Source organism: Anatilimnocola aquadivae (genome assembly GCF_049819085.1).
GTDB lineage: Bacteria > Planctomycetota > Planctomycetia > Pirellulales > Pirellulaceae > Anatilimnocola.
Genome location: NZ_CP187419.1, coordinates 3,389,812 through 3,414,981 on the forward strand (window position 1 = coordinate 3,389,812; position 25,170 = coordinate 3,414,981).

General features: G+C 56.4%; 19 protein-coding genes, 1 other RNA gene and 1 pseudogene. 11 read left to right on the top strand and 10 right to left on the bottom strand.

Translation table 11 applies throughout. From position 1 onward, the window contains the following. Nucleotides 1–16: 16 nt before the first annotated feature. Genes NA78x_RS13740 through NA78x_RS13750 form a run of 3 tightly spaced genes read right to left on the bottom strand, consistent with a single transcriptional unit; the run spans nucleotide 17 to nucleotide 2,164 of the window. Nucleotides 17–484 carry a chromate resistance protein ChrB domain-containing protein gene (locus tag NA78x_RS13740; RefSeq protein WP_425619020.1) on the bottom strand — a complete coding sequence of 156 codons (468 nt, stop codon included), beginning with the start codon at nucleotides 482–484 and terminating at the stop codon, nucleotides 17–19. After that, complete coding sequence (locus NA78x_RS13745) at nucleotides 481–909, bottom strand: Chromate resistance protein ChrB (RefSeq protein ID WP_425619021.1); 429 nt, start codon at nucleotides 907–909, stop codon at nucleotides 481–483. The genes NA78x_RS13740 and NA78x_RS13745 overlap by 4 nt, the downstream gene beginning before the upstream one ends. A 19-nt stretch (nucleotides 910–928) precedes the next feature. Then, the gene (locus tag NA78x_RS13750) at nucleotides 929–2,164 is read right to left on the bottom strand and encodes a chromate transporter (protein ID WP_425619022.1); all 1,236 of its coding nucleotides are present in this window, start codon (nucleotides 2,162–2,164) and stop codon (nucleotides 929–931) included. A 381-nt stretch (nucleotides 2,165–2,545) separates the two neighbouring features. On the opposite strand from NA78x_RS13750, the gene NA78x_RS13755 reads away from it, so the two are divergent. The 4 genes from NA78x_RS13755 to NA78x_RS13770 all read left to right on the top strand — a co-directional run bounded on the left by NA78x_RS13755 (nucleotide 2,546) and on the right by NA78x_RS13770 (nucleotide 8,580). Next, the gene (locus NA78x_RS13755) at nucleotides 2,546–3,013 is read left to right on the top strand and encodes a hypothetical protein (RefSeq protein WP_425619023.1); all 468 of its coding nucleotides are present in this window, start codon (nucleotides 2,546–2,548) and stop codon (nucleotides 3,011–3,013) included. 125 nt (nucleotides 3,014–3,138) lie between these two features. Beyond that, nucleotides 3,139–4,545, top strand: coding sequence for an efflux RND transporter periplasmic adaptor subunit (locus NA78x_RS13760; RefSeq protein WP_425619024.1), 1,407 nt, complete (start codon nucleotides 3,139–3,141; stop codon nucleotides 4,543–4,545). A 10-nt stretch (nucleotides 4,546–4,555) separates the two neighbouring features. Then, on the top strand, nucleotides 4,556–8,056 hold the full coding sequence (locus tag NA78x_RS13765; RefSeq protein ID WP_425619025.1) for an efflux RND transporter permease subunit: 3,501 nt from the start codon (nucleotides 4,556–4,558) through the stop codon (nucleotides 8,054–8,056). A gap of 29 nt (nucleotides 8,057–8,085) precedes the next feature. After that, nucleotides 8,086–8,580 (top strand): hypothetical protein, encoded by a 495-nt coding sequence (locus NA78x_RS13770; RefSeq protein WP_425619026.1) that lies wholly within the window; start codon nucleotides 8,086–8,088, stop codon nucleotides 8,578–8,580. A gap of 103 nt (nucleotides 8,581–8,683) precedes the next feature. On the opposite strand, the gene NA78x_RS13775 is transcribed toward NA78x_RS13770, so the two are convergent. Further along, the gene (locus NA78x_RS13775) at nucleotides 8,684–8,806 is read right to left on the bottom strand and encodes a hypothetical protein (RefSeq protein WP_425619027.1); all 123 of its coding nucleotides are present in this window, start codon (nucleotides 8,804–8,806) and stop codon (nucleotides 8,684–8,686) included. A 193-nt stretch (nucleotides 8,807–8,999) separates the two neighbouring features. On the opposite strand from NA78x_RS13775, the gene NA78x_RS13780 reads away from it, so the two are divergent. From NA78x_RS13780 to NA78x_RS13795, 4 genes and pseudogenes are all read left to right on the top strand, one after another. Then, nucleotides 9,000–10,349 carry a TolC family protein gene (locus NA78x_RS13780; RefSeq protein ID WP_425619028.1) on the top strand — a complete coding sequence of 450 codons (1,350 nt, stop codon included), beginning with the start codon at nucleotides 9,000–9,002 and terminating at the stop codon, nucleotides 10,347–10,349. Between the two features lie 208 nt (nucleotides 10,350–10,557). Next, nucleotides 10,558–10,725: pseudogene (locus NA78x_RS13785) on the top strand (KUP/HAK/KT family potassium transporter); the annotation flags it as partial. Between the two features lie 499 nt (nucleotides 10,726–11,224). Beyond that, nucleotides 11,225–12,874, top strand: a complete 1,650-nt coding sequence (locus NA78x_RS13790) for an ATP-binding protein (RefSeq protein WP_425619029.1) — start codon at nucleotides 11,225–11,227, stop codon at nucleotides 12,872–12,874. A 396-nt stretch (nucleotides 12,875–13,270) separates the two neighbouring features. Beyond that, on the top strand, nucleotides 13,271–15,388 hold the full coding sequence (locus tag NA78x_RS13795; protein ID WP_425619030.1) for a hypothetical protein: 2,118 nt from the start codon (nucleotides 13,271–13,273) through the stop codon (nucleotides 15,386–15,388). A gap of 336 nt (nucleotides 15,389–15,724) precedes the next feature. Here the strand turns inward: NA78x_RS13795 and NA78x_RS13800 are convergent, their stop codons facing one another. Continuing rightward, entirely contained in the window at nucleotides 15,725–17,194 is a 1,470-nt protein-coding gene (locus NA78x_RS13800; RefSeq protein WP_425619031.1) for an FAD-binding oxidoreductase, read from the bottom strand. Nucleotides 17,195–17,481: 287 nt separating this feature from the next. Between NA78x_RS13800 and NA78x_RS13805 the strand changes: the two genes are divergently transcribed. Then, nucleotides 17,482–18,750, top strand: coding sequence for a hypothetical protein (locus NA78x_RS13805; RefSeq protein ID WP_425619032.1), 1,269 nt, complete (start codon nucleotides 17,482–17,484; stop codon nucleotides 18,748–18,750). A gap of 29 nt (nucleotides 18,751–18,779) precedes the next feature. Here the strand turns inward: NA78x_RS13805 and NA78x_RS13810 are convergent, their stop codons facing one another. Next, entirely contained in the window at nucleotides 18,780–19,931 is a 1,152-nt protein-coding gene (locus NA78x_RS13810) for an integrase core domain-containing protein (RefSeq protein ID WP_425619033.1), read from the bottom strand. A gap of 495 nt (nucleotides 19,932–20,426) precedes the next feature. Here NA78x_RS13810 and NA78x_RS13815 point away from each other — a divergent pair, with 495 nt between their 5' ends. Beyond that, nucleotides 20,427–21,938: an ATPase domain-containing protein gene (locus NA78x_RS13815; RefSeq protein ID WP_425619034.1), complete on the top strand. Its 1,512-nt coding sequence runs from the start codon at nucleotides 20,427–20,429 to the stop codon at nucleotides 21,936–21,938. Then, nucleotides 21,935–23,554 carry a hybrid sensor histidine kinase/response regulator gene (locus tag NA78x_RS13820; protein WP_425619035.1) on the top strand — a complete coding sequence of 540 codons (1,620 nt, stop codon included), beginning with the start codon at nucleotides 21,935–21,937 and terminating at the stop codon, nucleotides 23,552–23,554. Before NA78x_RS13815 ends, NA78x_RS13820 begins: the two co-directional genes overlap by 4 nt. 296 nt (nucleotides 23,555–23,850) lie before the next feature. Here the strand turns inward: NA78x_RS13820 and NA78x_RS13825 are convergent, their stop codons facing one another. The 4 genes from NA78x_RS13825 to NA78x_RS13840 all read right to left on the bottom strand — a co-directional run bounded on the left by NA78x_RS13825 (nucleotide 23,851) and on the right by NA78x_RS13840 (nucleotide 25,107). Continuing rightward, complete coding sequence (locus NA78x_RS13825) at nucleotides 23,851–24,072, bottom strand: hypothetical protein (protein WP_425619036.1); 222 nt, start codon at nucleotides 24,070–24,072, stop codon at nucleotides 23,851–23,853. Between the two features lie 219 nt (nucleotides 24,073–24,291). After that, nucleotides 24,292–24,777 carry a winged helix-turn-helix domain-containing protein gene (locus tag NA78x_RS13830; protein WP_425619037.1) on the bottom strand — a complete coding sequence of 162 codons (486 nt, stop codon included), beginning with the start codon at nucleotides 24,775–24,777 and terminating at the stop codon, nucleotides 24,292–24,294. A 23-nt stretch (nucleotides 24,778–24,800) separates the two neighbouring features. After that, nucleotides 24,801–24,865, bottom strand: an RNA gene (locus NA78x_RS13835) — hammerhead ribozyme type II. Then, nucleotides 24,865–25,107, bottom strand: coding sequence for a hypothetical protein (locus NA78x_RS13840; protein ID WP_425619038.1), 243 nt, complete (start codon nucleotides 25,105–25,107; stop codon nucleotides 24,865–24,867). Before NA78x_RS13840 ends, NA78x_RS13835 begins: the two co-directional genes overlap by 1 nt. Between the last annotated feature and the right edge of the window lie 63 nt (nucleotides 25,108–25,170).

Below are 25,170 nucleotides of genomic sequence, written 5' to 3' on the forward strand. Positions count from 1 at the left end.
AATGAACGAGTCGGCCTCATAGCTTGGCGTTCGTTGCGGAAATACCGTCGAATGGACCTTCTTTCGATCGCAATTCTGCACTCAGGCGAGCGTACAAAGCGTCGTAGACCATCGCGCCGCGTTCCAGCGCCGTGGTGTCGTCCGAACTGATGAGGCGGAGTCCTTCGCAGAGCAGATCAAGTCCCGCAGCGGCCGGTTCAACTTTGACTTCCTGCACTGTGTCGGCTTCATCAACGATCCGGGCGATTCGATGTAGCACCGGATCGTCGAGTTTGTATTCGCGAAGTATTGCATGGAACGAGCAATGCCCCTGGTGGTGCGATAGGCGAACACCGGGAATGTCAAAGGGCTCGGCTCCCGTTGGCAAGGGTTGAGTCCCTTTGGGGACGAACAGGAACTTCGCCTTGGGGTCTATCTGTTTGCGGATCAGCCAGGCGCAGGCCATCCGATCGACGCCGACATTCTCCCAGGTCACCCATTTCATGTTTCACCTCCGCCGGCAGCTAATAGTTTCTTGCGTACACGCTCGCTCAAGGCACTTGGAAAATAATCCCGCTCCTGCGCCTGCTGAAACTTCTTCGAGAGGCCAGCCAAGTCTGGCTTACGACCTTTCAATGCCGCAAGAATCTCTTCGTAAGCGGCCCGTACGGGTGTTTCGAACTGTTCCTGCAGCGAGGTGCCATCACTGGCAAAAACCAAACTCGATTCAAACAGCGAAACTTCGCCACCGAGTTCGATAATTTCTGCGGCCAACCACTGGAACTGCTCCTGCGTGCGCGGCTTTGCGGGTAGCACCCATATCGCGTCCTGGACCGAAACCGCTCCGAGCTGCTTCAGCTTGCGCCAAACGTAGACCCGACTGGAAGTCGGCTCACGCGGAACTTTGTAGACAAGCAACAGCCAACTCATGGCGGGCTCTTCTTGCGGGTCAACCACGCACAAAGGGATAAATCGCCAACCCAACCAAACCAGCGACGAGGACCACGATCGGTTCCGGCAGCTTCTTGAATCGCATCAGCAGGGCGAGGGTCAGCACGAATAGCACCATTTTGGGAATCTCCGGTGCCCAGCCGCCATCGAGTAGCGTGCGGCGGCCCAGCACAATCACCGCACCTGCAATTGCACCCACCGCAGCGGCCGTCACGCCGTCGACAAACGCCACAATGCGCGGCCGTTTGCCATGCTTCTTGAAATACGGCGCGGGGATAATCGTCATCAGGTAACAGGGCAGGAAGGTGGCAATCGCTGCCACGGTCGCTCCTTGAAACCCGCCAACGAGGAACCCAACAAACCCGACCGTGATTACCACGGGGCCGGGCGTGATCATCGCCACTGCCACTGCGTCGAGGAACTCCTGGTCGTTGAGCCAGCCATATTCTTTCACCACACCGCTATACAGAAACGGAACGATGGCGAGCCCGCTGCCGAACACAAATGCTCCGGCCTTGGTGAAGAACAGAAATACCTGCCAGAGCTTGTGCGCGTCGGCAGTTGGGATGCCGTCCCAGGTCGAAGCCGCTAACGGGAGCATAATCGCAGCAGATGTGCCCCCGCCGCCGCGAAGAAACATCGGCGGCGTTTTTACCAGCCATGTCAGCACACCTGCCCCGATGAATAGAGGCACGTACTCCGATTCAGTGACTACCGTCGTCACGGCGCTGATCAGCAGAATCGACCACAGTAGCCAATCCTTGCCCACCGTTTTTTGGGTGAGCTTGTAGGCGCTGATCGCGATAATGGCGATCACGCTGGCACCGACGCCGTAGAAGACTGCCTGCATCCAGGGAAGGCCACCGTACAGTTTGTACGCCCACCCAAGTGCGAGAACCATCAGGAATGATGGGAGCACAAACGCCACGCCCACGAGCGTGGCTCCGAAATTTCCGTAGTGGACAAACCCAAAATAGATCGCTAGTTGTGCTGCGAGCGGTCCCGGCATGATTTGGGCGAGCGTGAGACCTTCCTTGTACTCTGCTTCGGAGATCCACTTCCGTTGCTCCACCAGGTCACGGTGCATGTAGCCAACGAGTGCGACCGGGCCACCGAAACCCCAAGTTCCCAGGCCGAGCGCATAGGTAACCATCTGCCTCAAGGTATAGGAAGGAACTGCTTCGCTCGCTTGCGGTTCCGCTGCGGAAAGTTCGCTTTGCTTTGTGTCGTTCATTAGACTCAGTCGCCGTTTATGTAACCGTGGTTACATTCTAGGCTCGGTATCGGCGACCGCAATCCCAGGTATTGCGACTCGAACTTCCCATAGCAGCAGGGTGTTGCTGGCAGCCCAGTAACGTGTGGGAAGTCCGAAAACCGCCAATGGTTCCCTGTTTCACCGAGAAGCTAGGGAAGATGCGAGGGCTCAGCGCTGCGAGAAATTCCGGTTGGAGCGATTGAACCAGGGCTGCCGAGAATTCGTATTACACGTCGGTTCGCCGGTCGTGAGTATCGGACTCATTGTCCGCTGTCAGGTTTCGACGTAAGCTGAATACGAAAGCGAGAGCTAGCTAGAACCATGTTTCGCCGTTGCGTTTCACTCCTGATGATCGTAGGAATGTTTGCCAGTCAGCTGGCGGCGGTTCCGCACGCACATGGAGCGACTTCGCTGGAGGAACAGCAGAATCACGACGCCACGCCCCACTTCCATTGGTTCGGGCATTGCCAGCACTGCCATTCTGATTCGCACTCGCACTCTCATGCTCACGGGGAACACGGCCACCATCATCACGAATCGCCGAGCGAACACGAGGATTCCGATCGCCAGACTCCTTGTCCTGCTGGCAAAGCGGTCGACCATGATGCGGATGCGATCTACCTAGTAGGTGGTGGTACGCATTCCACTTTGGGTTCCATCTCGCAAGTTCCATCGACTCAAGTCCTGCTGTTCGCCCTGCAAACTCCTGTCGCCACTTCGATCTGCGGAATCGAAGCAAAGGAAGTGCGGGGGCTTCCCTGGCGGCCGCCAGATCAAGTGCTCGACGGATCGGAAATCTATCTCACTCTGCGGACTCTCCGCATCTAAGCGCCCTCTTCGCGCTTACACGCTAATTACTGCGCAACTTCCAGGTTGCCCGGTATCTCCTTCTTCGCGTTTGCATTACTCGGTTCGGCGCTTTCTGCATTTGCCAGCAGTTTCGGAGAGTCACCATGACTCGAAGCAAGTTCATCATCAATGTCGTTGTCTCGCTGTTGTCGTTGGGTGTCGCCATTGGGCTCGGTGCCTACGCCTTCAACGAATGGAAAAGTCGTCAGACCGCTGCGACCGTCAGCAAAGATGCTCCGGCCAAGTCGCCTATCGCTGATGGGAATACGCCAGTGAGGATCAGTGCTGAAGCGCGCAAGAACCTGGGCGTGATCTCGAAGCCGCTTCAACCCAGCACCTACCTTCGTAAGATCGAAGTTCCCGGTGTGATCACCGACCGTCCCGGCATTAGCGATCGGGGAGTCGTAGCTCCCGTGACTGGCATTGTCACGAAGATCCATGCTTACCCAGGTAACACTGTTGCTCCTAACTCGCCATTGTTTTCGCTTCGTCTCGTCAGCGATTCGTTGCACACTTCGCAGCTTGAGCTATTCAAAGCGACCAAGGAAATCGAGATCGCCAAGCAGCAGAAGAAGCGGCTCGAAGGACTTGCGGAATCCGGCGGCATCCCCGGATCAAGGATGATTGAAATCGAAAACCAGATTCAACGAATGGACGTCAATGTCCAAGCCTATCGGCAGGATTTAAGGTCACGAGGACTCTCTGTTGACCGAATCGACGCTGCTGCCAAGGGAGAGTTTGTGACGGAAATCACCGTGAATGCTCCGGGAGAGCAGGCCTTGAAAGTCGCAGAGGTCGCGTTAGCGTCAGCTGTCGAAGGCGAACCGGCGAGATTGCCATTTCAATTCGAACTGCAGACCCTGAAGGTCGAGTTAGGGCAACAAGTTGCGGCCGGCGAACTGCTTGGAACTCTCGCTGACCATCGGGCGCTCTTAATTGAGGGACAAGGGTTCAAGAAGGACATGCCGTTGGTGCAACGAACGGCCAAAGAACAACTGCCCATTGAAGTCGGGTTTGAAGTTGACGAAGGCAACAACTGGCCGCCGCTGCCAAATCAATTGCAGATTAACCATGTGGCGAATTTGATCGATACACAAACGCGCACCTTCTCTTTCTACTTGCCCCTAGAAAACCAGTGGCAATCCTATGCTCAAGGCGGTCAAGATCGGCTGATCTGGCGTTTCCGCCCTGGCGATCGCGTGAGCTTATCCATCGCGGTTGAAAAAATCGAAAACGTGTTCGTGTTGCCGCGAGAGTCCATTGTTCGGGAAGGGCCTGAAGCGTTCGTGTTTCGCCAAAACGGCGACTTGTTTGACCGGGTCTCCGTGCATGTGCTGCATGAAGACAGCACGTCAGTAGTGATTGCTAACGACGGTGGGCCGCGCAAGGGCTCATTCATTGCTCAGAATGCGGCCGCCTCGCTGAATCGAGTTTTGAAGGCCCAGCTTGCCAGTGGCATTCCCACGAATGTCCACGTTCACGCCGACGGCACTACCCACGCAGCTCACTAGGAACCAAACCATGCTCAACGCCGTAATCCGCTTTGCCCTGCGGTATCGCATGTTGGTCGTCGTGATCAGCCTCACACTGTTGGTCTATGGTGGCTATTCCGCGACGACCTTGCCGATCGACGTCTTTCCCGACCTCGACCGTCCTCGCGTCGTCATCATCACGGAATGCCCAGGCTTGGCGACCGAAGAAGTCGAAACACTGGTAACACAGCCGATCGAGATTGCGCTCCTCGGTGCGGCTGGCGTACAAGCCGTTCGCAGCCAGACAACCGCTGGCCTGAATGTGATTTATATCGAGTTCAGCTGGGACACAGAGATTCGGGCAGCCCGACAAACAGTGCAAGAACGATTGGGTTCTCTCGGCGGCGTCTTGCCCGCCGGTATCCAGCCGCAGATGACTCCGCCCGCTTCAATCATGGGACAAATTGTGATCGCTGGCATGTACCGCCAGCGTGGCCCGCAGGGTGGGCAACTCGTTCCTATCGGCAAATCCGGTCGGATGGCCGAATTGATTGAGGGCGGTGGTCATGTACCGAAAATACTCGCCTGGAAACCGGTCGACCGTCACCGTGTCGACACCTGGGAACCGCTGCCTATCTCGCAGGTGTCTTGGGAACAACCTGAGGCAGAATCCGTTTCGTTTGAACGGAAGGCCCTGGCCATTATCGCCGGGGAAGCTGTTGAACTGGTATTTCCTTCTGATGAAGAGCAGGTCATGGCACTGCGCACCTCGGCGGATTGGGTCGTGCGACCGCGACTATTAAAAATCCCGGGCGTGGCGGAAGTCTTCATCCAAGGCGGCGATCGTAAGCAATATCAAATCCTGGTTAACCCTGCGGCGTTGTTGGAATACGACGTGACGCTCCAGCAGGTTGAGCAGGCTCTGTCCGAGAGCAACTTGAACACCAGTGGTGGTTTTGCGATCCAGGGTGAAAGTGAACGGCCGATCCGGATTTTGGGCCGACTCGGGCCCGATGCGCACCGGGTTGTCGAAGACCTGCGAAAAATCCCGATCAAGAGCAGCACGGCTCGGCCAGTTCTGCTGGAAGATGTCGCTCGCGTGGCAGAAGGTGCTCAACTTAAACGAGGTGATGGCAGCGTCAACGGCCAGCCTGGTGCCGTCTTCACGCTCGTCAAACAGCCGCACGTCGATACTCGCGCGCTCACCGACGAGGTAGCAGCTGCGCTCAGCGACGTAGAGTCGTCTTTGCCCGCTGACATCGTCATCAATTCCGATCTATTCCGCCTGAAGAATTTCATTGACCGTGGAATCTTTAATGTCTGCGAAGCGCTCGTGATTGGTGCAGTTCTGGTGCTTATTATCCTCTTTCTGTTCCTGCTGAACTTTCGCACCACGTTTATCACGCTCACAGCAATTCCCTTGTCGTTGGTGATTACGACCTTGGTCTTCCGCGCGTTGGGATTTCTCTCGGGAACACAGCTTTCGATCAACGTGATGACGCTGGGTGGCATCGCAGTCGCGATGGGTGAACTGGTCGATGACGCAATTGTCGACGTGGAGAATATCTTTCGACGATTGAAGGAAAACAACAACGCTGCTAGTCCCAAACCGGCTCTTACCGTGGTTTACGAGGCCAGCAAAGAGATTCGCAGTGCGATTGTCTTTGGAACGATCGTCGTGATTTTGGTGTTCTTGCCGCTGTTTGCCCTGTCCGGCGTCGAAGGGCGACTCTTCACACCGCTGGGCATCGCCTACATCGTCTCGATTCTGGCGTCGCTGGTCGTTTCCCTTACGGTCACACCAGTGCTGAGCTACTATCTGCTCCCTCAGTCCAAAGCAACGCATCACGAGGGCGATGGATACCTGCTCCGCATTCTCAAATGGGGAGCGTCCTACCTGATTCGCTTTAGCATGGCCGTTCCTACGCCACTTCTGATCATCACTTGGGTAATGGTTGCCTTTGCTGCTTGGGAGTTGGCCAATCTGGGCCGGAACTTCCTGCCGCAATTTGACGAAGGAAGCATCCTCGTCAACGTCACGTTGCCCGCGGGCTCATCACTGGAGGCTTCGAACCAGTCCTCTCGCTTGATCGACGAAAAGTTCCGCCAGCGGCAGATGTCGCCGGCCAACCCTGATGGCGAGATTATTAACTTCGTCCGCCGCACAGGCCGGGCGGAGATGGACGAGCATGCTGCTCCTGTGAACGCGGGGGAATATATCCTGAGCATGAACCCCGATATGCACCAAGGTCGAGAGGAGATGATTCAGCAACTGCTGAAGGAGTTGCGTAACGAAGTTCCCGGCGTCGACATCGAGGTGGAGCAGCCGCTGGCACATCTCATCAGCCACATGGTCTCAGGCGTCTATGCCCAGATTGCCATCAAGGTGGTCGGCGACGACTTGGACACCCTGCTTTCAACGGCCGAGAAAGTAAAGCGAGCCATTCAAGACATTGAAGGCGTTACTCCGCCGGTCATTGAACCGGTTCAGCAGACTTCAGAAATTCACATTCGTCTGCGCCCGAATGACTTAGCCAAATATGGGGTCACGCGCGAGTATGTCGGCAAGATCATGCAGACTGCTTTGCAGGGTGAGGTTACGTCGCAGGTACTGGAAGGGCAGCGACGGTTCGATCTGCTGATCCGTCTGGAGCAGGCGTATCGCACGGACTACGCGAACCTCGGCCGCCTGCGAATCGACCTGCCCGACAACCGTGGGCAGGTGGAACTCGCCAGCCTGGCCGACATCGGCGAAGGGGTTGGTCCAAACGCCATCAACCGTGAAAACGCCAGGCGTCGGATCGTCATCCGTTGCAATACCGAGAACCGGGATCTAGCGAGTGCGGTCGTCGAGATTCAACAGCGAGTGAAAGATCGCGTAGAAATGCCGGAGGGATACTTTGTCGAGTACGCTGGCCAATTCGAGAGTCAGCAGCGAGCGACAACTCTCATCGTTCTGTTAGCCGGCGTGTCGGTGATCGGCATGTTTGTGGTTCTGCTGATTTTGTATCCATCGGTTCGCATCGTGCTTCAAATCTTGAACGCGTTGCCCACAGCATTTATCGGCGGCGTATTGGCACTTGTACTAACGGGGCAAACACTCACGGTCGCGAGCCTGGTGGGTTTCATATCACTCGGCGGAATCGCAGTCCGCAACGGCATCTTGCTCGTCACGCACTACTTTCACTTGATGAAAGAAGAGAACGAGCCATTCTCGGAGGCAATGGTCCTCCGCGGCAGCTTGGAGCGGCTGGCGCCGGTGCTAATGACGGCGCTGACAGCCGGCATAGGACTGGTACCGCTTGTGATTGGCGGACAAGAACCTGGGCGTGAGATTCTGTATCCCGTTGCCACGGTGATCTTGGGCGGCCTGGTCACTTCCACGTTTTGCGAGTTCTTGATCCACCCGGGTCTGTTCTGGCAATTCAGCGGCAAGGATGCTGAGCGGTTAGCACATGAAGTCCATTCCGAAGATGAGATTCTGGTCGATCACCCTGCTCCAGTCCGCCCCATGCGGCCGGCACCGGAGCCAGGCGTATCGGCAACGTAGTTCCCCCTTGTTCCTCTTGGAGAAGTTCGATGAAGCGAATTGTTGCTCTGCTTGTTTGTTCCGCGATGATCTCAATGATGTCCGGCTGCGGTGGGCCGCCAGCTCCGGCTCCTGCACCCAGTGCAGCACCAGTCCCAGGTGACATGGGCCATACGCACGGTGAGGGGCCGCACGGCGGCACACTCACGGATTGGGGTGGCGGCACTTACCACGTCGAGTTCACCGTGGATCACGACAAGAAGGAAGCCACGGTGTACATCATCGGTGGCGATGCCAAATCGCCGCAGCCCATTAAGGCGTCGTCAGTGCATCTCGTGATCAATGATCCCATGACCGAACTGGATCTCGCCGCCAAGCCGCTGGAAGGCGAAGCCGAAGGCACTTCCTCGCGGTTCGTCGGCACCCATGACACGATCGGTATTGTGAAGGAATTTGCTGGCACGATCAGCGGTCAAATCGAAGGCACTCCGTACACGGGTGACTTCAAGGAAGAACCGCACGACGCTGCTCACGAAAAGAAGTAGCTCAGTCCGCGTAAGGGGATGATCCGATGCGACTGGCTTGGAATAGTGTGAGGGTAGCGCTCATAGCCATCACGGTTGTCGCGGTGGCCGAGCTATCGAGACGTTACCCACGAATGGGAGCTGTATTGCTCTCGCTTCCGATCATCAGCTTATTGGCCTTTGTAGTAACCTGGCTCCAGTACCACGACTTGCCGATGATTTCGCGTTTGGCGCGAGAGACGCTCATCTTGGTTCCCTTGGGCCTACCGTTTTTCATCCCTCTTGCCTTTGCCGAACGCCTGCACCTCGATTTCTGGTCAGCGTTCGCGGCCGGAATTGCCCTGAGTCTGCTTTCGATTGGCACTTGGTTGATGTGTGGCCCCCGCCTCTAACGATCCCACCTGAATGTCTCTGACATTGCGTTGGAAAGGAATCCGACCATGAATATCTTCGACAAAATCGCGCCGCCGCTCATCTTCTTAGCGGTCGCTGGCCTGTGCTCTGCAAGTCTTGTCGCGCAGCAACCTGTGACGGTTAGGAAGGTTTCAGTCAATCAAGATCCTCCACTTCCAATTCCTCCACCGGAAGAGCTTAAGCCGCCAACTCCGCAACGCGGCTTGTCGTTGACGGACTTGGAGCACATCGCCCTCGGCAGCAATCCTTCGATCGGACGCGCATCTGCGCTGGTAAGCGCGGCGCAAGGCAACATGGTGCAGGTCGGACTGCCGCCGAACCCCACGGTGGGATACAACGGCCAACAACTCGGCAGCGGTGGCCTCGCCGAACAACACGGCGTGCAGTTTAGCCAGGAGATTGTGAGGGGCGGGAAGCTGCGCTTGAACCAAGCTATCGCTGAGCAAGAATTGGCACGTGCCCAGCAGGAACTTGCAGCTCAACAACAACGCGTGCTTACTGACGTTCGGATTGCCTTTTACAAGACGCTAATCGCCCAACGACAGATCGACATGACTGCGAATCTGGTTCGGACTACGACTCAGGGAGCGGACGTTGTTGATGCTCTGATCAAAGCCAAGGAAGCAACCCGCCTCGATGTACTCCAGTCGCAACTCGAAGTCGAGAGCGCGCAGATCCTCTCGAAGAATGCCCGTAACGCTCACGATGCCGCTTGGCGTGAACTTTCCTCCGTGATAGGCGATCCTTACCTCCAGGAGCAAGCACTCATCGGCGATGCTTTTGCTCCGCCGTGCGAAATCGACTTCAATCAAGCTCTCGCGCGTATTCACGCTGCAAGTCCGGAGATTGCCGTTGCGATGTCCGAAATATCCCGAGCACGGATGACCGTCGAGCGCGCTCGTGTGGAAGCTGTTCCAAATGTGAGCCTGCAAGGACTCGTGAACCCAGTCGACAACGGAATTGGTGGGCGGCCTGATGGTGGCGTGACGGTGTCGATTCCAATTCCGATCCTCAATCGAAATCAGGGCGGAATTATGAAAGCCCAGAGTGAAGTCGTCGCGGCAGAGCGAGCGCTGACGCAACTCGAACTCAGCTTGAAAAATCGACTCGCGCCGAACTTCGAACGCTACTCCAACGCTCGAAACCAAGTCGATCGCTATCGCGAGGCAATTCTGCCCGCTGCTGCGGAATCACTCGACCTGAGTCGCAAGATGTATCAGGCAGGCGAGACAGCCTACCTCAACTTGCTCACTGCTCAGCGCACGTTTGCTCAAACGCACCTGCAATACTTGGATTCACTAAGACAACTTCGGATCGCTGAGGCTGAGATCGAAGGCCTGCTGCTGTCCGGCAGCCTGGATGCAAGAGCGAGATAGAAGAGGAAAGGTATTAGCGATCTCCAGTATGGCAATCAATCCAACCAAGCTACGTTATCGTCGTCCTTGTCGAGCTCCTCGCTTTGGGCTGGGGCAGAAGGTGGTGTGCTTAGCCCGCGGGGACCTACGGCTTCATGACCGAGCCCGACGTGCCCTTTGCACTTAGCGAGATCAAACATCCACGTCTGGGTTTTGCCGCAATGACTTCAGCTACTTCCTCGGCCGGGAAACTCTAGTCGCGACCGCAAAGCCAGGCATGGCGGGCTGGCGCGAGCATCTCTTTGTGTGGATGTCGCGCAACGCACAAACGACGACCCACTACTTCCGCCTGCCGGCCGAGCGTGTAGTGGAGATTGGCACACAACTGGAGTTGTGAGCGAACCCTCGCAGGGGAAGGGCGAGATGCTCAGCAACCACAGTTTATTTGGCCACTTTTCGGCTGTAGCTTTTTAGCAGGTCCGCCGAGCCTCTCGGAGCAGCGAATCTCGTTCAGGGTGATCGCTTCCTTGAACTTTGCCCGTTTGCTCTGCTTGGGCGGGATGAGCAGTGATGTGGACGCGGACTCCACCGGTTGGCATGGCAGTGCGGATTTAGCCACAGATAAAGTGTAGCCGCCTTTGCCGGCAAGCCCGCCCCTATCGCAAGAAACGCCGGGTGGGGCCTTCTTCAGCCAGAGTGACACAACAACTCCAACGAGGCCAGCGTTCTTCGCATAAATTCTCGTTGCTGCAAATAAGTTCAAAAAACCCTCGCCGGCAGTCGATAACTACGGATGGATGCGTGATCCGTCTCACATCCGTGATCACTGTGGCATGGGCAGATGCTACTAGGGATCTCTTCTTTTCGAGCCGTTGCCGGGGCAGGTGGCCGGATTCATGGCCCTCGAACTGGATACTACAGAGCGCATCCAACATGCGCTGCACGAGTCGGAACGTTTTGCGCGTGCGACGGTAGATGCGCTCTCTGCACATCTGGCAATTCTCGACGAGAGTGGAAAAATCATCGCCGTTAATCTCGCCTGGCGGCAATTTTCCAATGACAACCAAAAGCTGAAGTCCAACGTCTGCGAAGGCATCAACTACCTTGCGGTGTGTGAAGCGTCCGCAGCCCACCAGTGTGACGAAGCGGGGGCCGTCGCCCGAGGTATTCGCGCGGTTATGCGTGGTGAGCAGGAGGAGTTCTCGCTCGAGTATCCATGCCACGCTCCCAAAGAACGGCGATGGTTCATCGTGCGCGCAACCCGCTTTGCTGGTCAAGGACCTGTTCGCGTTGTGGTGGTGCACGAGAATATTACGCAGCGCAAGTTAGCAGAACTGGAACTAGCCAAGGCCAGTGAGCGAGCCAAGGATGCTAGTCGCGCTAAGAGTGAGTTTCTCGCTAACATGAGCCACGAAATCCGAACTCCGCTGACTGCTATCTTGGGGTTCACGGAATTGTTAGCCGACGACTCAATGGCCCGGGCGCGGCGGCTGGAGGCGTTCAGCACCATCCGACGCGCTGGAGAGCATCTACTGACCGTCGTGAACGACATCCTCGATCTATCGAAGATCGAAGCGGGACAGATGACTGTCGAACGTGTCGAGACCGACCTTGTAGATTTGTTGCTAGGCGTTGAATCCTTGATGCGACCGCGCGCTATCGGAAAAGGGATCACTCTGGATATCGAACTCGATACGTCCATTCCATGCCGTGCGCTAACTGATCCCACTCGCCTGCGGCAGGTCATGCTCAACTTGGTCGGCAACGCGGTCAAATTCACAGAGCAGGGCGGAATCAAGGTGCGTGTGAGCGCCGAAAAACAGGGCGAACAAGAACATCTGCTCCGGATAGCGATTTATGATACAGGTCCAGGGCTCACGTCCGAGCAGGAACACAGATTATTCGCTGCTTTTAGCCAGGCGGATGCAACCGTTACTCGCAAACACGGTGGCACCGGCTTGGGCTTAATCATATGCCGCAGACTCAGTCAACTGATGGGTGGCACGGTGGAGCTAACATCCACCAAGCCAGGTCAAGGCAGCGTCTTCACTGCGATCGTCCTGATTGGAGAAATCCCCGGTGCTGATGAAACCAGGGTTCTAACAAGGCCGGCCTCACCGAGCACGGCTACGACCCCGGGCAGTGCTGCACGACTCTGCGGTCGCATTCTGCTGGCCGAAGATGGGCCGGACAATCAGCGGCTCATCTTAATGATTTTGAAGAAGGCGGGAGCGCAGGTTGACATCGCCGAAAACGGGCAGGTCGCTTGGCAGATGCTAGAACAAGCGAATGCCAGCGCGACACCCTATGATTTGCTACTTACCGACATTCAAATGCCGGTGATGGACGGCTACACCCTGGCTGGCAAAGTTCGAGAACATGGTTGGCAACTGCCAGTGGTGGCATTAACAGCATATGCGATGCCTGAAGAACGCCTACGCTGCCTTGATGCTGGCTGCGACGACTTCAGTAGCAAGCCGATCGACAAGCAATCGCTACTGACGATTTGCCAACGATGGATGCCGGTCGCTTCGCCTGTTGCTTAGGGTTCTGTTTCGATTGTTGTTCCGCCAAAGGCAAAGGTTTGGAATGTGCCAAGCGTTTGTATGCACCGACGAGAAGACGACTGCATGCTACATCAGAACGCGACCGCCGCTGTTAACTCTAGAGCACAACGCACCTTAGATATCGCCTGACCTGCGATGCGAACATGCACCGTGCTTCTGTTTTCGAAGCAACGGAAGGGCTAGACGCGGCGTGGTTACAATCGGCATATCGAATGGACTTTGCCTTGTTGGAATCCTCGCATGCGGTCGTCGACAATTGCAGTTCAAAAATTCATCGGCCCCAACGCAATCACAACTTGCCACGTTCTATAATGCCCGGCATATCGTGTTCCGCCGACATTGAAACGCAAAAACGAATCGTGGGAGCAGGCGAGCATGCAAAATCATTCGAGCCACATCTCTAGATCCTTTGTCACTTTCCTGGCCGCGCTAATGTTAGCGACTCAAGCGTTGGCGGCTGACAAATTCGACTTCTCCGGTTTCGATGCTGGAGAGCAATTTGTCGCCCAATCGGCGGTCAGGCGCTTGGAGGCGCATGAAGATTGCTATGCGTACGTGACGGTCAATCAGCTGGGCTTGGATGTGCTACGGCTTTCGAATAAGCCGCTGGGACGGCCGAATGGCAATCACCCCGAATCGCAACCACCGGCGGCAGACTTATTTCTTGCGGTCGGAGGTACGGTCAAGTCGCCTAAGGTTATGGGTTTCGTGAAGGCGCGTGTGGCCGAGCATAATGAACAGCTCAAAAAGAATCAAAAGAACGATGCAGCCCGTGTGGCCTCAGTCGATCCCTCCCTAAGCAAGGTGACACAGAACCCTGTGCTGCGCCGAACTGAGATTCCGCTCACCGACCTTGACCGTGTGCTGCAATTAATCAGCCAAGGGGGTGTGATTAACAGCGAGTATTTGCCGATCAGCAATGCCGAGTTCGATGATGTGACTGGCGTTGCATGGAACAAAAGAGTCCAGTCACTGCAGGCGGCCAACGGCGCAGCCGGCGAAGCGGCCCGCAAGTTGAAGCCAGCAATCGAAGATGTGCAGGCCGCGACCGACGGCTACCAGCAGGCTCTCAAAAAGTCGAGCGAAGCAGCGGGAAAGGTACCGCCGCGATTCGCCGCTGCGGATCAACTGCGCGATGATCCGCTGTACGGTGCCAGCGCTAACGACCTGCAGATGCTAGAAGCCGAAGGTGGGCAGGCCGGTATTCGGGCTCGCGAGTACATGGCCAAGCAGGAAGCAGCGATGCACGAAACGTTCCTGTCGTTTGGCGAAAAGATCGCGGCTGGCTTTCCGACGATGGATGTGGCACACGCGATGATGCAGTATCGCTACGCTCGCGCCGACGTGCGGCGGCACCAAGCCGCAATGGAAACGCTCATCCCTGCACTCACTGCGCGGGCCGGCGCTCGAATCGAGAAAGCCAAGCTAGACGTGAAGTACGCAGTGGTTCCTCGCGGTCTGGCGAGGTTTCCTGATGAGCCTATGTTCTATACCGTCATTCGCTCGCGTTCCGAGCGCGAGCTCACGCAGCTCACAGTGCTCGTCAAAATCGAGTCGGACCTGGGAACGCGATACGCGACCTACTACATCCCAAGCCTGCCTCCCGGCGCTAGTGGCCGCTTCCAGCCGGTGACGCTTTCCAAGGCAGCGCTCAGCGACCAGCTCGGGAATCTCGCTGGCCAGCCGAACATTTCCAAGATTCGGTACGCAGCGTGGTGCAATCAATTTCACGCGACCAGCCAAGAACTTGTCAAGCTGTCGACCGAACAAATGGTGACCGACATCTGGCTGCAGTCCGTTCAGCCCGGACTGTCGTATGTGTCGCTTGGGTCGAATCGCGAGGGTAAGAAAGAAGCCAAGCGGCGATTCGAGTTGACCTTTCGGCGTGTGTCGAGTGGGACAACAGGGTTTGCCATCGAGTTCGACATGATCGATCACCAGAACAACGACCGCCTCACTCGCTATCACGGGACGCTGACGCTGCCGCCCGTCAAGTTAGGCAAGGAAGGGCAAGTACTGCATGCCACCGACACCAGCAAGTTCGGCTATATCCAAAACGCTGAAGATGAAGTGCTGCTAATCCGGGCCACGGCAGGCAATGAGAAGCTGGAACTAAAGCTGCTCGGCCGCTGGAATGTCATGCCGCGACAATGGCAGGTCCGTTTTGGCAGCTTGGGCCTGCGTGACTTTGTGCCAGCGGGACAGGTTCCCACTGCAGATAGCCCCGAAGAACAATCGCGGGCAGCTGCTCAAGCTGTGCGGCCGTTGATCGACTCAGGAAAATTCGAAGAGGCGAAAGCGGCTCTTGAAAATGTCATTCGGGATTTTCCTGATCTGCCAGGCGCGAACGATGCCAAGTTTATGCTGAGTCGACTGGATCAGATCAAAGCAGGTCAAGCCAAGGCCCGCGAGATGCAAGATGCCCGCGACAAGTTCATGAAAGAGAATAACCTCCCCCCGGGCCGCCGCGGACCGCCGCAGCTTAAGAAATAGCCGAGGTAGGCATTAGCGGCCACCTTAAAAGCAAGGCGATCCTTCGCGTGTCACAAAACCACGGACGCAACCGTATGGTAGTCGTGACCGATGACGTGCCCTCCAGAGTCGGTGGGCATCAATGCGGTGAAAGCCACTGTCGACTCCAATGCCATCACGGCCGCAAGCCATCAGCTAAGGAAACAGTGTTGGCGATGAACGATTAAGATCGACAAACTGCTGCGCAATCACTATTTGCGGAAATCGCCACTCTGGGCGAGCGCGTTCCCTGCAGCTTTCGAGAACCTTCAACCAGCAGTATTCCCACCTCTACTACGAATGGTTGGCGTACCGGCCCTAAGATCGAGACGGCGCGATGTTGGCGTTCCTGCGGAAGAAATTGGTCGGGTCGTATTGGTTCTTTAGTGCGAGCAACCGATCGTAGTTGGGTCCGAACAGAGAGCGCGAGCCTGCTTTGGTCTCGTAGGTCTGATAGTTAGCGTAGATACGCTCGTCGGACGTCGGACGCAGCAAACGCAACCATTCGTCTCCCCAGGCAAGTCGTTGCTCGTTTGTCTTGGTGTCACTCCAGGCGAAGGCAGCGCGGAGATGCACGGAATGGGCCGCTCGATGCGGAAACGCGGTCGCGTCGGGCTTCACGCGACAGACTTCACCGTGCATGTAATGGCTCAGGCCCAAAATTACATCCGGTGACGCTTTCGCGAGTTGATCGACGATGATGTCGATGACGTCGTCAATGATCCGGTCACGGTACACCGTCTGAATAGCGCGAAATGTGGGTGAGGGACCTCTGCCGGAATTCGTGGCCGCCGCCTTTTCGGCGAGGTCTGCAAATGGCTGACGTCGCACGGCTTCTTTGATTGGCTTGGCGATTGACCGGATCTTGCGCAAGAGTTGTTCCGTTTCCGTCTCCTCACCTGAATGACAAAGACTGAGAAAGATTCCCCGTTCTCCTGGCGTGAGATTCAGCGTTGCCTGGAACCCATCAGGCGCTTCGTGCATGAGGTCGCGAAACCCGCGCAACACGGTTCGGGCGTCGCTAATGGCGAAATGGATATCGCCGCCGAACACTTGGTCGATTGACTGTAAGCGGGCCTCGAAGGAAGTCGTGACACCAAAGTTGGCACCTGCGCCGCGCATTCCCCAGAAAAGGTCGGGATGGGTCTCGGCATTCACCTCCAAGGTCCGCGTATTTGCAGTGACGAGACGCGTCGAAAGAAGGTTATCGCAGCTGGCGCCAAACAGTCCCGAGAGCCAGCCGAGTCCGCCACCCAGCGTGACGCCAGTGGCACCGACGCCCGGGCATTGCCCCAAGACGGGCACAAGTCCGTGCTCGCCGGCAGCTCGGGCGACCTCCCCGCTGGTGACGCCAGCCTGCGCCCGAACGATGCGTCGCTCTGGATCGACCGAAATTCGCTTAAGAGGAGAGAGATCGATGACCAGTCCGTTCGAACTACCCCAGGCCAGATGGCTATGTCCGCCCGAGCGGACGGCCACTTCGAGGCCGAATTCTCGCGCGAACTCAACGGCCCGCACGGCATCCTCTTCATTACCACACTGAACAATTCCCACCGGCTTCTGTTCGGTTTTCGGGTTCCAATAAAACACTCGTCGGGCAGTCTCATACGCTGCATCGCTGGCCAAGACGAGCCGACCCTTCAGCTTCGCTTGCAGTCGCGCGAGTGCAGCGGGATTAATCTCAGGAGGGCCTGCAGCACCGGTCAATCCGCCAATCGCTGCACACCCCAGTCCACCGCTGATAGCGGCGGTTTGCTGGATAAAGTCGCGCCGTGTGAAAGTGTTCATGCAAATTGATTCCCGTCATTTGCAGGTATTTGCGCTGCCAGCCTCGCAAGCTGGAACTCGCGATCAGCCCGCTGCATTTGGCGCGCTTCACGAGCTGATTGCAAGGCTTCCACAGGCTGAAGACGTTGTGCGAACGATCGCAATGGCCAACGAGTGTTAAAACGCGTCTTTCGCCAATAAGTGTTCCCACCCAACGGCTCTGATTGACAGCCTGCTTCACGATCGACTCAGAATAGAACTAAAATCGCAGTGGCAAATTTCTCGCAGGCACTGAGGATATAAGCCGAATGAACGTCTCATCATCGGAAGTTGCGCTGTCCCGGGAGGAGCTATACAACAGAGTTTGGGCCACTCCGATGCAAAAGCTGGCAGTCGAATTCGGGATGTCAGATGTCGGTCTTGCAAAGGTTTGCAAGAAGCACAAGATCCCCCGGCCTTCCCGAGGTTACTGGGCAAAACTGGAGAACGGGAAGCAAGTCTTGCGCTGGCCGTTGCCGCCGCTCAAAGATCAATCGCTCGGGAAGATCCAACTGCGCCAAGCACCTAAACCAGTTAAGTCGCCGGATGTGTGCCTTGCGAACGATCCCGCGATCGCAGAGTTGATCGCATACGAGCTGCTGCCAGAGAATCGGATCGAGTGCGTCACGGATCTGCGCGGAGCGGACCCGCTGGTTACAGCAACTCGTGAATCGCTATCACACCGAGATCCGGACGAGTATGGCCGTGTCTCGCGACGCTATGATTTTGCGGCAGCCTGCTTCGAGGTCGGTGTTTCGAGGGGAAACATCCAGCGAGCGCTACTGCTTCTCCAAAGTCTTGTGAAGGCGTTCAAGTCCCGAGGCTACGAGCTGTTTGCTGATGGCACGAAACAGAAAGACGCCAAAGTACGGGTGCTCGAAGACGAATTTCGAATTTCCGTGTGGGAACCGGCGACCCGCAAAGCCCGTGAACTGACCAAGCAAGAGAAAGCCGACAAGGAACGCTGGGGATGGACCAGCGCACGGGATTACGAGCACGTCCCCAGCGGAAACCTGGAATTGCACCTGAATCGCGGCACCTACTCCTCGGGTGCCAAGCTAGCCGACACGAAAAAGGCCCGCCTCGAAGACCGCCTAAATGAGTTGGTCATCGAGATGCTTCGTGACGTAGATCACCGGCGCCTTTGTCGCGAGCGGGAACGTCTTGAGGCAATCGCAAAAGAGAAACGACGACGAAAAGCGCTCGAGTTAGAGATTGTGCGGCGGACGGAATCCGTACGTGAAGAGCGTTTGCACAAGGTTGTGCCGCGTTGGCACGAATCCGAACAGATCAAGCAGTACATTGCTGCCGTCCGCCAAGAGGCCTTGCGCCGTACCGGCCAGATCGACGACGAAAGCGAGCTCGGTCGCTGGCTCCGCTGGGCGGAGAGCTACTTGGATTCCATCGACCCGCTCGCCGAGAACCGGGCACTTCCGACATTTTCACTGACGGATAAAGAGCTTGAGCAGCTCACGCGGGAGTGCGAAGTCGATTGGGTATCCTATTCGGAATCATTCCGGCCGCGACAACCCCGCTGAGCAATCTATGGTTGCCAAATTAGGTGGTTCTACGCCGCTTTCCGCCAGTAGCTCTTCAGCAAGCCGCCGAGTCTTTCTACAGAACGAATCTCACTTATGGGAATCGACTCACTTGATTTGGCCGACTCACGATCCCTTGGCTTAATCACCAGCTCGTTGCCGATTCCCTGATGCGGTCTCTCCTGATGGTAATATTTTAGATACTCCGTACACACGTGATCCATGTGCTTCTCGCCGAAGATCACGAACCGGTCCAGGCACTCTTGCTGGATCGACTGCACAAACCGTTCGACGAAGGCGTTGGTGTTCGGACTGCGGAATTCGTTCACCTTCGGCTTGACTAGTTTTGAACGGAGCACTTGATCGACTGCCTTTGTGAACTTGGTGTCGCGATCACGCTGCACCGTCGCGACACGAAGCTTTTGAGCACGTGCCTGTTCCACGAATGCCGCTGCCTGGGCGACAGCCCATGCTTCATTCGGTTGGAGGGTTGCTGGTGAGAGGATCACGCGCCTGGTTTCCACGTGGATGAAGGCGAGTACGAAGACCTCGCGGATCCCCTTCAGCGTGAGGATCCGCTTGGAGAAGAAGTCACATTGCCATAACGACGCGGCGTGCTGCTTGAGGAAGTCATCCCAGGTTCCCTCACCACGCCGCGGGCCCGGCTCGTAGCCAGCTGCCTTGAGAATGTTCTTCACGGTGTTCCGACTTGGTGGTTTGATACCAAGCTTCTTCAATTCGCCCATGATCCGGGTGTAGCCCCATTCGTTTTCCCGGGCCATCAGCAGAATGAGCTGGCGAAGCTGCTCGGGCGTATTCGGCCGGCCTCGTTTTCGTTTCTGCGGTTTCGGTTTCTTCTCGGCCCGGATCCAACTGAGGAGGGTGTCGGGGGCGACGATCGTCGTCAGTTGACGAAGCACCTTGCCACCGAGCTTCTGGGCGAACTTGATTAAGCGGACCCGCTCCTTCGGCGTGCAGACGATTCTCTGGGGCAGCCTGGAACGGAGGATCTGGTTCTCCACCTTCAGGTATTTGACCTGGCGGGCCAGCTCTTTCTGCGTGGCGCCGGCAATGACGAGCATGAGTGACTGAAAGATGTTGACCATCGAATTACACTGGATTTCAGCCATTGAATGAGGGGAGTGCGTTCTTTTTTGCACCCCGGGGGCACCATCGGCCATCTGAAACTTACGTCGTGTTCCCTCGATGTGCCGGTTGCGAATCTGGCCTCATCAGCAACTCGTGAGTAATTCGCAAGCAAACAGAGAGCGCGCAGAGAGCGCCAGAAATTTCTCCGTTCTGTTAACCGGATCGCCCCAAAAGTTAGTAAAGCGTTGGCTTCGCTTGGGACACCGAACGGGACTCGAAATCAGCAAGTGCTGTGTTCAAAGCCACTTACGCAAATTGAATAACAGAGAACTTGTTCGAAGAGGGTTGTGCACGGGGAGGTGGACAGAGGAGGACCGCAAGTTGATCGCCTAGATCGCGGCTGCGGCAAATTAACCGGCACCTGTTCTGCCATACCGCGGATCATAGTTAGCACACGTACCAAACCTCGCTTGCGCTTTTCGTAGGCGCTTAACAGCCGTCGCTTGCTAAGTGCCGTAGGTCGATTGTCGGCTCTGTCCCAGCGGGCTATAGTCGAGCTTCAAGCTACTCAACACATAGGTACCTTCATGACAGAGTCTGCTGGCGAAGAACCCGCGCTTTTACAAACGGGCGTCACCGGCCTAGACGACATCCTTCGCGGCGGGCTTTCTCCCGACTGCTTGTACATGCTGTCCGGATCCCCCGGCGCTGGCAAAACCACCCTCGCGATGCAGTTCTTATTGGAAGGAATACAAAACGGGGAGAGATGCCTGTACGTTACCCTTTCCGAATCGAAACGGGAGATCGAGAAAGTCGCCCGCAGTCACGCGTGGAATTTATCGAAGCTGCATATTTGCGAACTCATTCCGTCCGAAGGTAGTCTATCGCCCGACTCTCAACTCACCGTATTCAATCCGTCTGAATTTGAGTTGGGCGAGACAACCGAGGCAATGCTAGCAGAGATATCAAAGCACGACCCACAAAGAGTCGTATTGGACTCACTTTCAGAATTGCGGCTTGTTGCCCAAAGTTCCTTACGTTATCGCCGTCAGATACTTGCCTTAAAAAAGTTCTTCGGTAGCCGCAACTGCACAGTCTTGTTGCTAGACGACAATACCGGGACGGCGAGTGATGGTCAGCTAGAAAGCATCGCACACGGAGTGATTGTCCTTGAGCAGCTGGTTAATCAATACGGTGCAGAACGGCGTCGGCTTCGGGTCGCAAAGATGCGGGGAACTGAGTTTCGGGGTGGATATCATGACTTCACAATTCGTAAAGGGGGGCTCGACGTATTTCCGAGACTGATCGCTGCGGAACATCGCAGCGACTTTCAGGATGAGGAATTAGCGAGTGGCATTCAATCGCTAGACGACTTGCTCGGTGGCGGCGTTCCCTTCGGTACTAGCACATTGCTCTTAGGACCGGCGGGAACTGGCAAGTCTACTATCGCCTCGCAATTTGCCGTAGCCGCCGCGAAACGAAACTACCGCGCGGCGATGTTCATTTTCGACGAGAACCTCCATACGTTCCATTCCCGTTCGCGAAAGCTGGGCATTGAGCTCGAACAACCCATTGAGAATGGGTTGTTAACAGTACAGCAGGTGGACCCTGCTGAACTTTCATCTGGCGAATTTGCTGCCGTAGTACGACGCGCCGTCGACGGCACAGATGGCCACAAGTATCCGGCCAAGGTATTAATCGTTGACAGTCTTAACGGCTACTTAAACGCAATGCCGGAAGAAAAATTCCTGACCGCGCAGCTTCATGAGTTATTGACCTTCCTCGGCCAACAAGGAGTGGTGACATTTTTGACTGTCACCCAAGCTGGCATGGTCGGCACGATGCATTCGCCCGTGGACACCACGTACCTCGCGGATAACGTAATTCTGTTCCGCTATTTCGAGTCACGCGGTCAGGTTCGCCGCGCGATTTCGGTCGTGAAGAAGCGCAGTGGCAAGCATGAACTGTCGATTCGGGAACTTTACGTGACCGAGAAGGGCATCGAGGTTGGCGAGCCACTCGAAGACTTTCAGGGTGTTTTGACTGGAGTGCCGACTTATGTCGGCACGGGAACAAACCTAATCAAGAAGGCCCCATGATGCCGGATGTGGAACAGAGTGAGCTGAACCATCAGTTTCGCATTCTCTTGCTGCCTCCAACGCAACGCGATGCAGAAGCCATTAAGAAGGTTTTGAATTCTAAGCACCTTGAATGTGCGGTTTGCCAGGACTTGGATGAAGTTTGCGATTTGCTGCCGCTAGGAGCAGGCGCAGTAATCGTCTCGGAAGAAGCCCTGTATGGAGACATTTCGCGCCTTTCGCAGTTCGTTGCAGCGCAGGCGGTGTGGTCAGACTTGCCTTTGATTGCACTATCGCGGTCTGGAGCTGAATCTCCATTGCTCTCGACGATCCTTGCGGCCCTGGGGAACGTCAGTGTTTTAGAGCGTCCTGTGCGAATTAGTACGCTTTTGAGCGTGGTTCAATCGGCACTTCGGGCAAGGTCGAGACAGTATCAGGCCAGGAACATCTTGGTGTCTGAGCGGGCCGCGCGGAGTGATGCGGAACGTGCAAGTCAGATCAAAGACGAGTTCCTTGCAACGCTTTCTCATGAACTGCGCACGCCGCTAAATGCCATTCTTGGCTGGTCACAGATTGTCGCGATGGAGAACACGACGCGAGAGGAAATTTCCGAGGGCATCAAGATCATCAGCCGGAATGCGCGGATGCAAGCTCAGATTATCGAAGACTTGTTGGACATGAGCGCAATCATGGCCGGAAAGATTCGTCTGAATGTCGAAGAGGTTGATCTGGCGGACGTCATCAAATCTTCCATTGAGACTGTCAAGCCCGCTGCCATCGCGAAAGGCATCAATGTGCATGCTGTCGTCGGCACTATCCCTTCGCTGATAACCGGCGATCCTAATCGCCTTCAGCAAGTCTTTTGGAATCTGCTAAGCAACGCAGTAAAGTTTACGCCGAAAGGCGGCACAGTCTCTGTTGAAATGGAAAGGCACAAGTCGTCGCTTCGTGTCAGTGTTCGCGACACAGGAGATGGCATCACGCCCGAGTTTCTTCCTCAAGTCTTTGATAGGTTTCGCCAAGCAAATGCAAGTACGACTCGTCGGCATGGCGGCTTGGGACTCGGGCTGGCAATTGTCAAGCAGCTAATTGAGCTGCACGGCGGCTCGATACTGGTGGAAAGTGATGGTAACGGTGAGGGCACGACGTTCATAGTTCAAATCCCAGTAAGAGCCGTTCGCTCTACTGCGCCCACTGAAACACGAATTAGAACGGACGTTGTCACGGCAAACTCGAACCACACCGTTTCACTTAAAGGCCTTCGCATCGTCGTTGTCGATGATGAACCTGACGCAAGGTCACTCCTGACACGGCTTTTGGAAGAGCGTGGCGCGACAGTCTTAATGGGAGAATCGGCCGAGCAAGCGTTCGAACTTGTAAAATCATCAAGGCCAGACGTTTTGCTCAGCGATATAGGAATGCCGGATGAAGATGGCTATTCACTTATTCGCAGGATACGGGCACTTGGCCCAAGCCTCGGCGGCAACATACCAGCAGTGGCCATTACCGCATATGTCAGACCTGACGACAGGGTTGCAGCGATGCATGCGGGCTTCCAGCATCACCTAGCCAAGCCGATTCAGGCTGCCGAGTTGTTCGTTATTATCTCGAGCCTAGCAAAATTGCCGAATACCTGACCTGGTCGGATTGACGGCAAGCGCACCCAATCTCCTTGACTCTCCCAAAGCCTTTCGCCTAGGATTCATCACACACGGAGAGCAGTCTCCGTTTCTCTAGCGCCGGGTTTTCTGGCGCACGTCAACAGCTACTGCTGCGCGTGCGCTTCTTCGTGAAACCAACACGCCGCAGCTCTTACCGCGAGCGTCTCAGTGTGAATATCCGAAATCGGATTAGAAAGCGCACGACGCGCGTGCAGACCACGCTCTCGTGCGAGCCTATAAGCCGGGATCGATGCAGCAGCATTCAAGCGAGGTTACTCGCCTTCCGCAGCAACCATTTGGCTTTGCCAGCGCTGCAGCTGAATCTCGTCGGCGGTCGCGGGGCGGATGGTGCAGATGCTGATCGTCACCTGTTTGCCCAAGCGTGCCGCGTACATCGCCTGCAGGGCGGTTTGTCCGAGCTTGGTCGCTTCAGTTTCATCGGCAGCTTCGACCAAGACATACTGAGCGCGGGTGGCGACGTAGAAAGTGGTCATCGTGAAGCTCCGGGCGTAGGCGGTTGCGATAACACACATAAGCCAGCAATCCCTGCGAAGTTCAATAGCCGGCCCCCAGAATCCAGCAGCTTTTCGCCGGCGCAACCAGTCGTCCGACGTGGCGTAGGTTCCCTCTGGACCGCCTCCTCGGCCAAGAAACGCAAAACGCCCCAGCGTGGCGAACGTGGGGCGTCGTGGGGCCAAGTCTGCTGGGGTGCGCTACCCGTTGAACGCGAAGTTCCCCCGGTCGGTCTTCTTGAACCGGGCTTCGTCGCCCTTGGTGTTGATCTCCCGCAGAATGACGCTGTAGAGCGTGGCGTGCGGCGTCTTGCCACCGGGGCTCGACCAGTAACCCTTGGCCGCGATGGTTTCGATCATCGTCTTCGTATTCATGGGTTCTTTGGTCTCGCCGAGCAGCTTGGCGGCGGCATCGAGGGCCGACATCTTCTTGTCGGTTGCCGGTTTGGTGGTCCTGGCCTTCGTCGATCGTTTGCCTTTCGCCACCTCGGGCTCTTTGCACATCGCGCAGAATCGCTCGGCACCCTCGTCGGTCCATTCGTGATCGCCACCCTTTGGGCAGCTACCGGCGGGCTTCGTTTCGGCCACTTCGGGCTTGGTCGCTGGTACCTGGGTCTTGGCCTTCTTGGCGGGTTTGGCCTTGGCGGTCTTCGAGGCAGGTTTCTTCGTGCTGGTCTTCTTGGACATGATCGTTCTCCCGGTTCGCAATGGATTGGCTGCCATCCTCAGGCTCGGCGAACCACCGCCGAGCGACGCCCGCGAAGGCGTTTCGGCTTAGAACCCCAGCTCATCGATCTGCCGGTTGAAGGTCTCAACTCCGATCATGTCGAGCAGCGTGTGGCGGAACCACAGCACCTGCTGCAAAGCCTGCTCCCCTTCCGGCGTGCTGGCGGGAAAGGAACCCGCGGGTTGCAGCGCCATCACCAGGGCCGCGACTCCTGCCGGCGAAAGGTTGTCGCGAATCACCTTCTCAATAGCGGCTTGGTCCACCGCGGCGCTCATTCGGTCTGCGCTCATCGTTCGTTTCCTGATGTGGTTGGGAAGTCGTCATTCGACAGACACACATCAGCCATGCGCCGG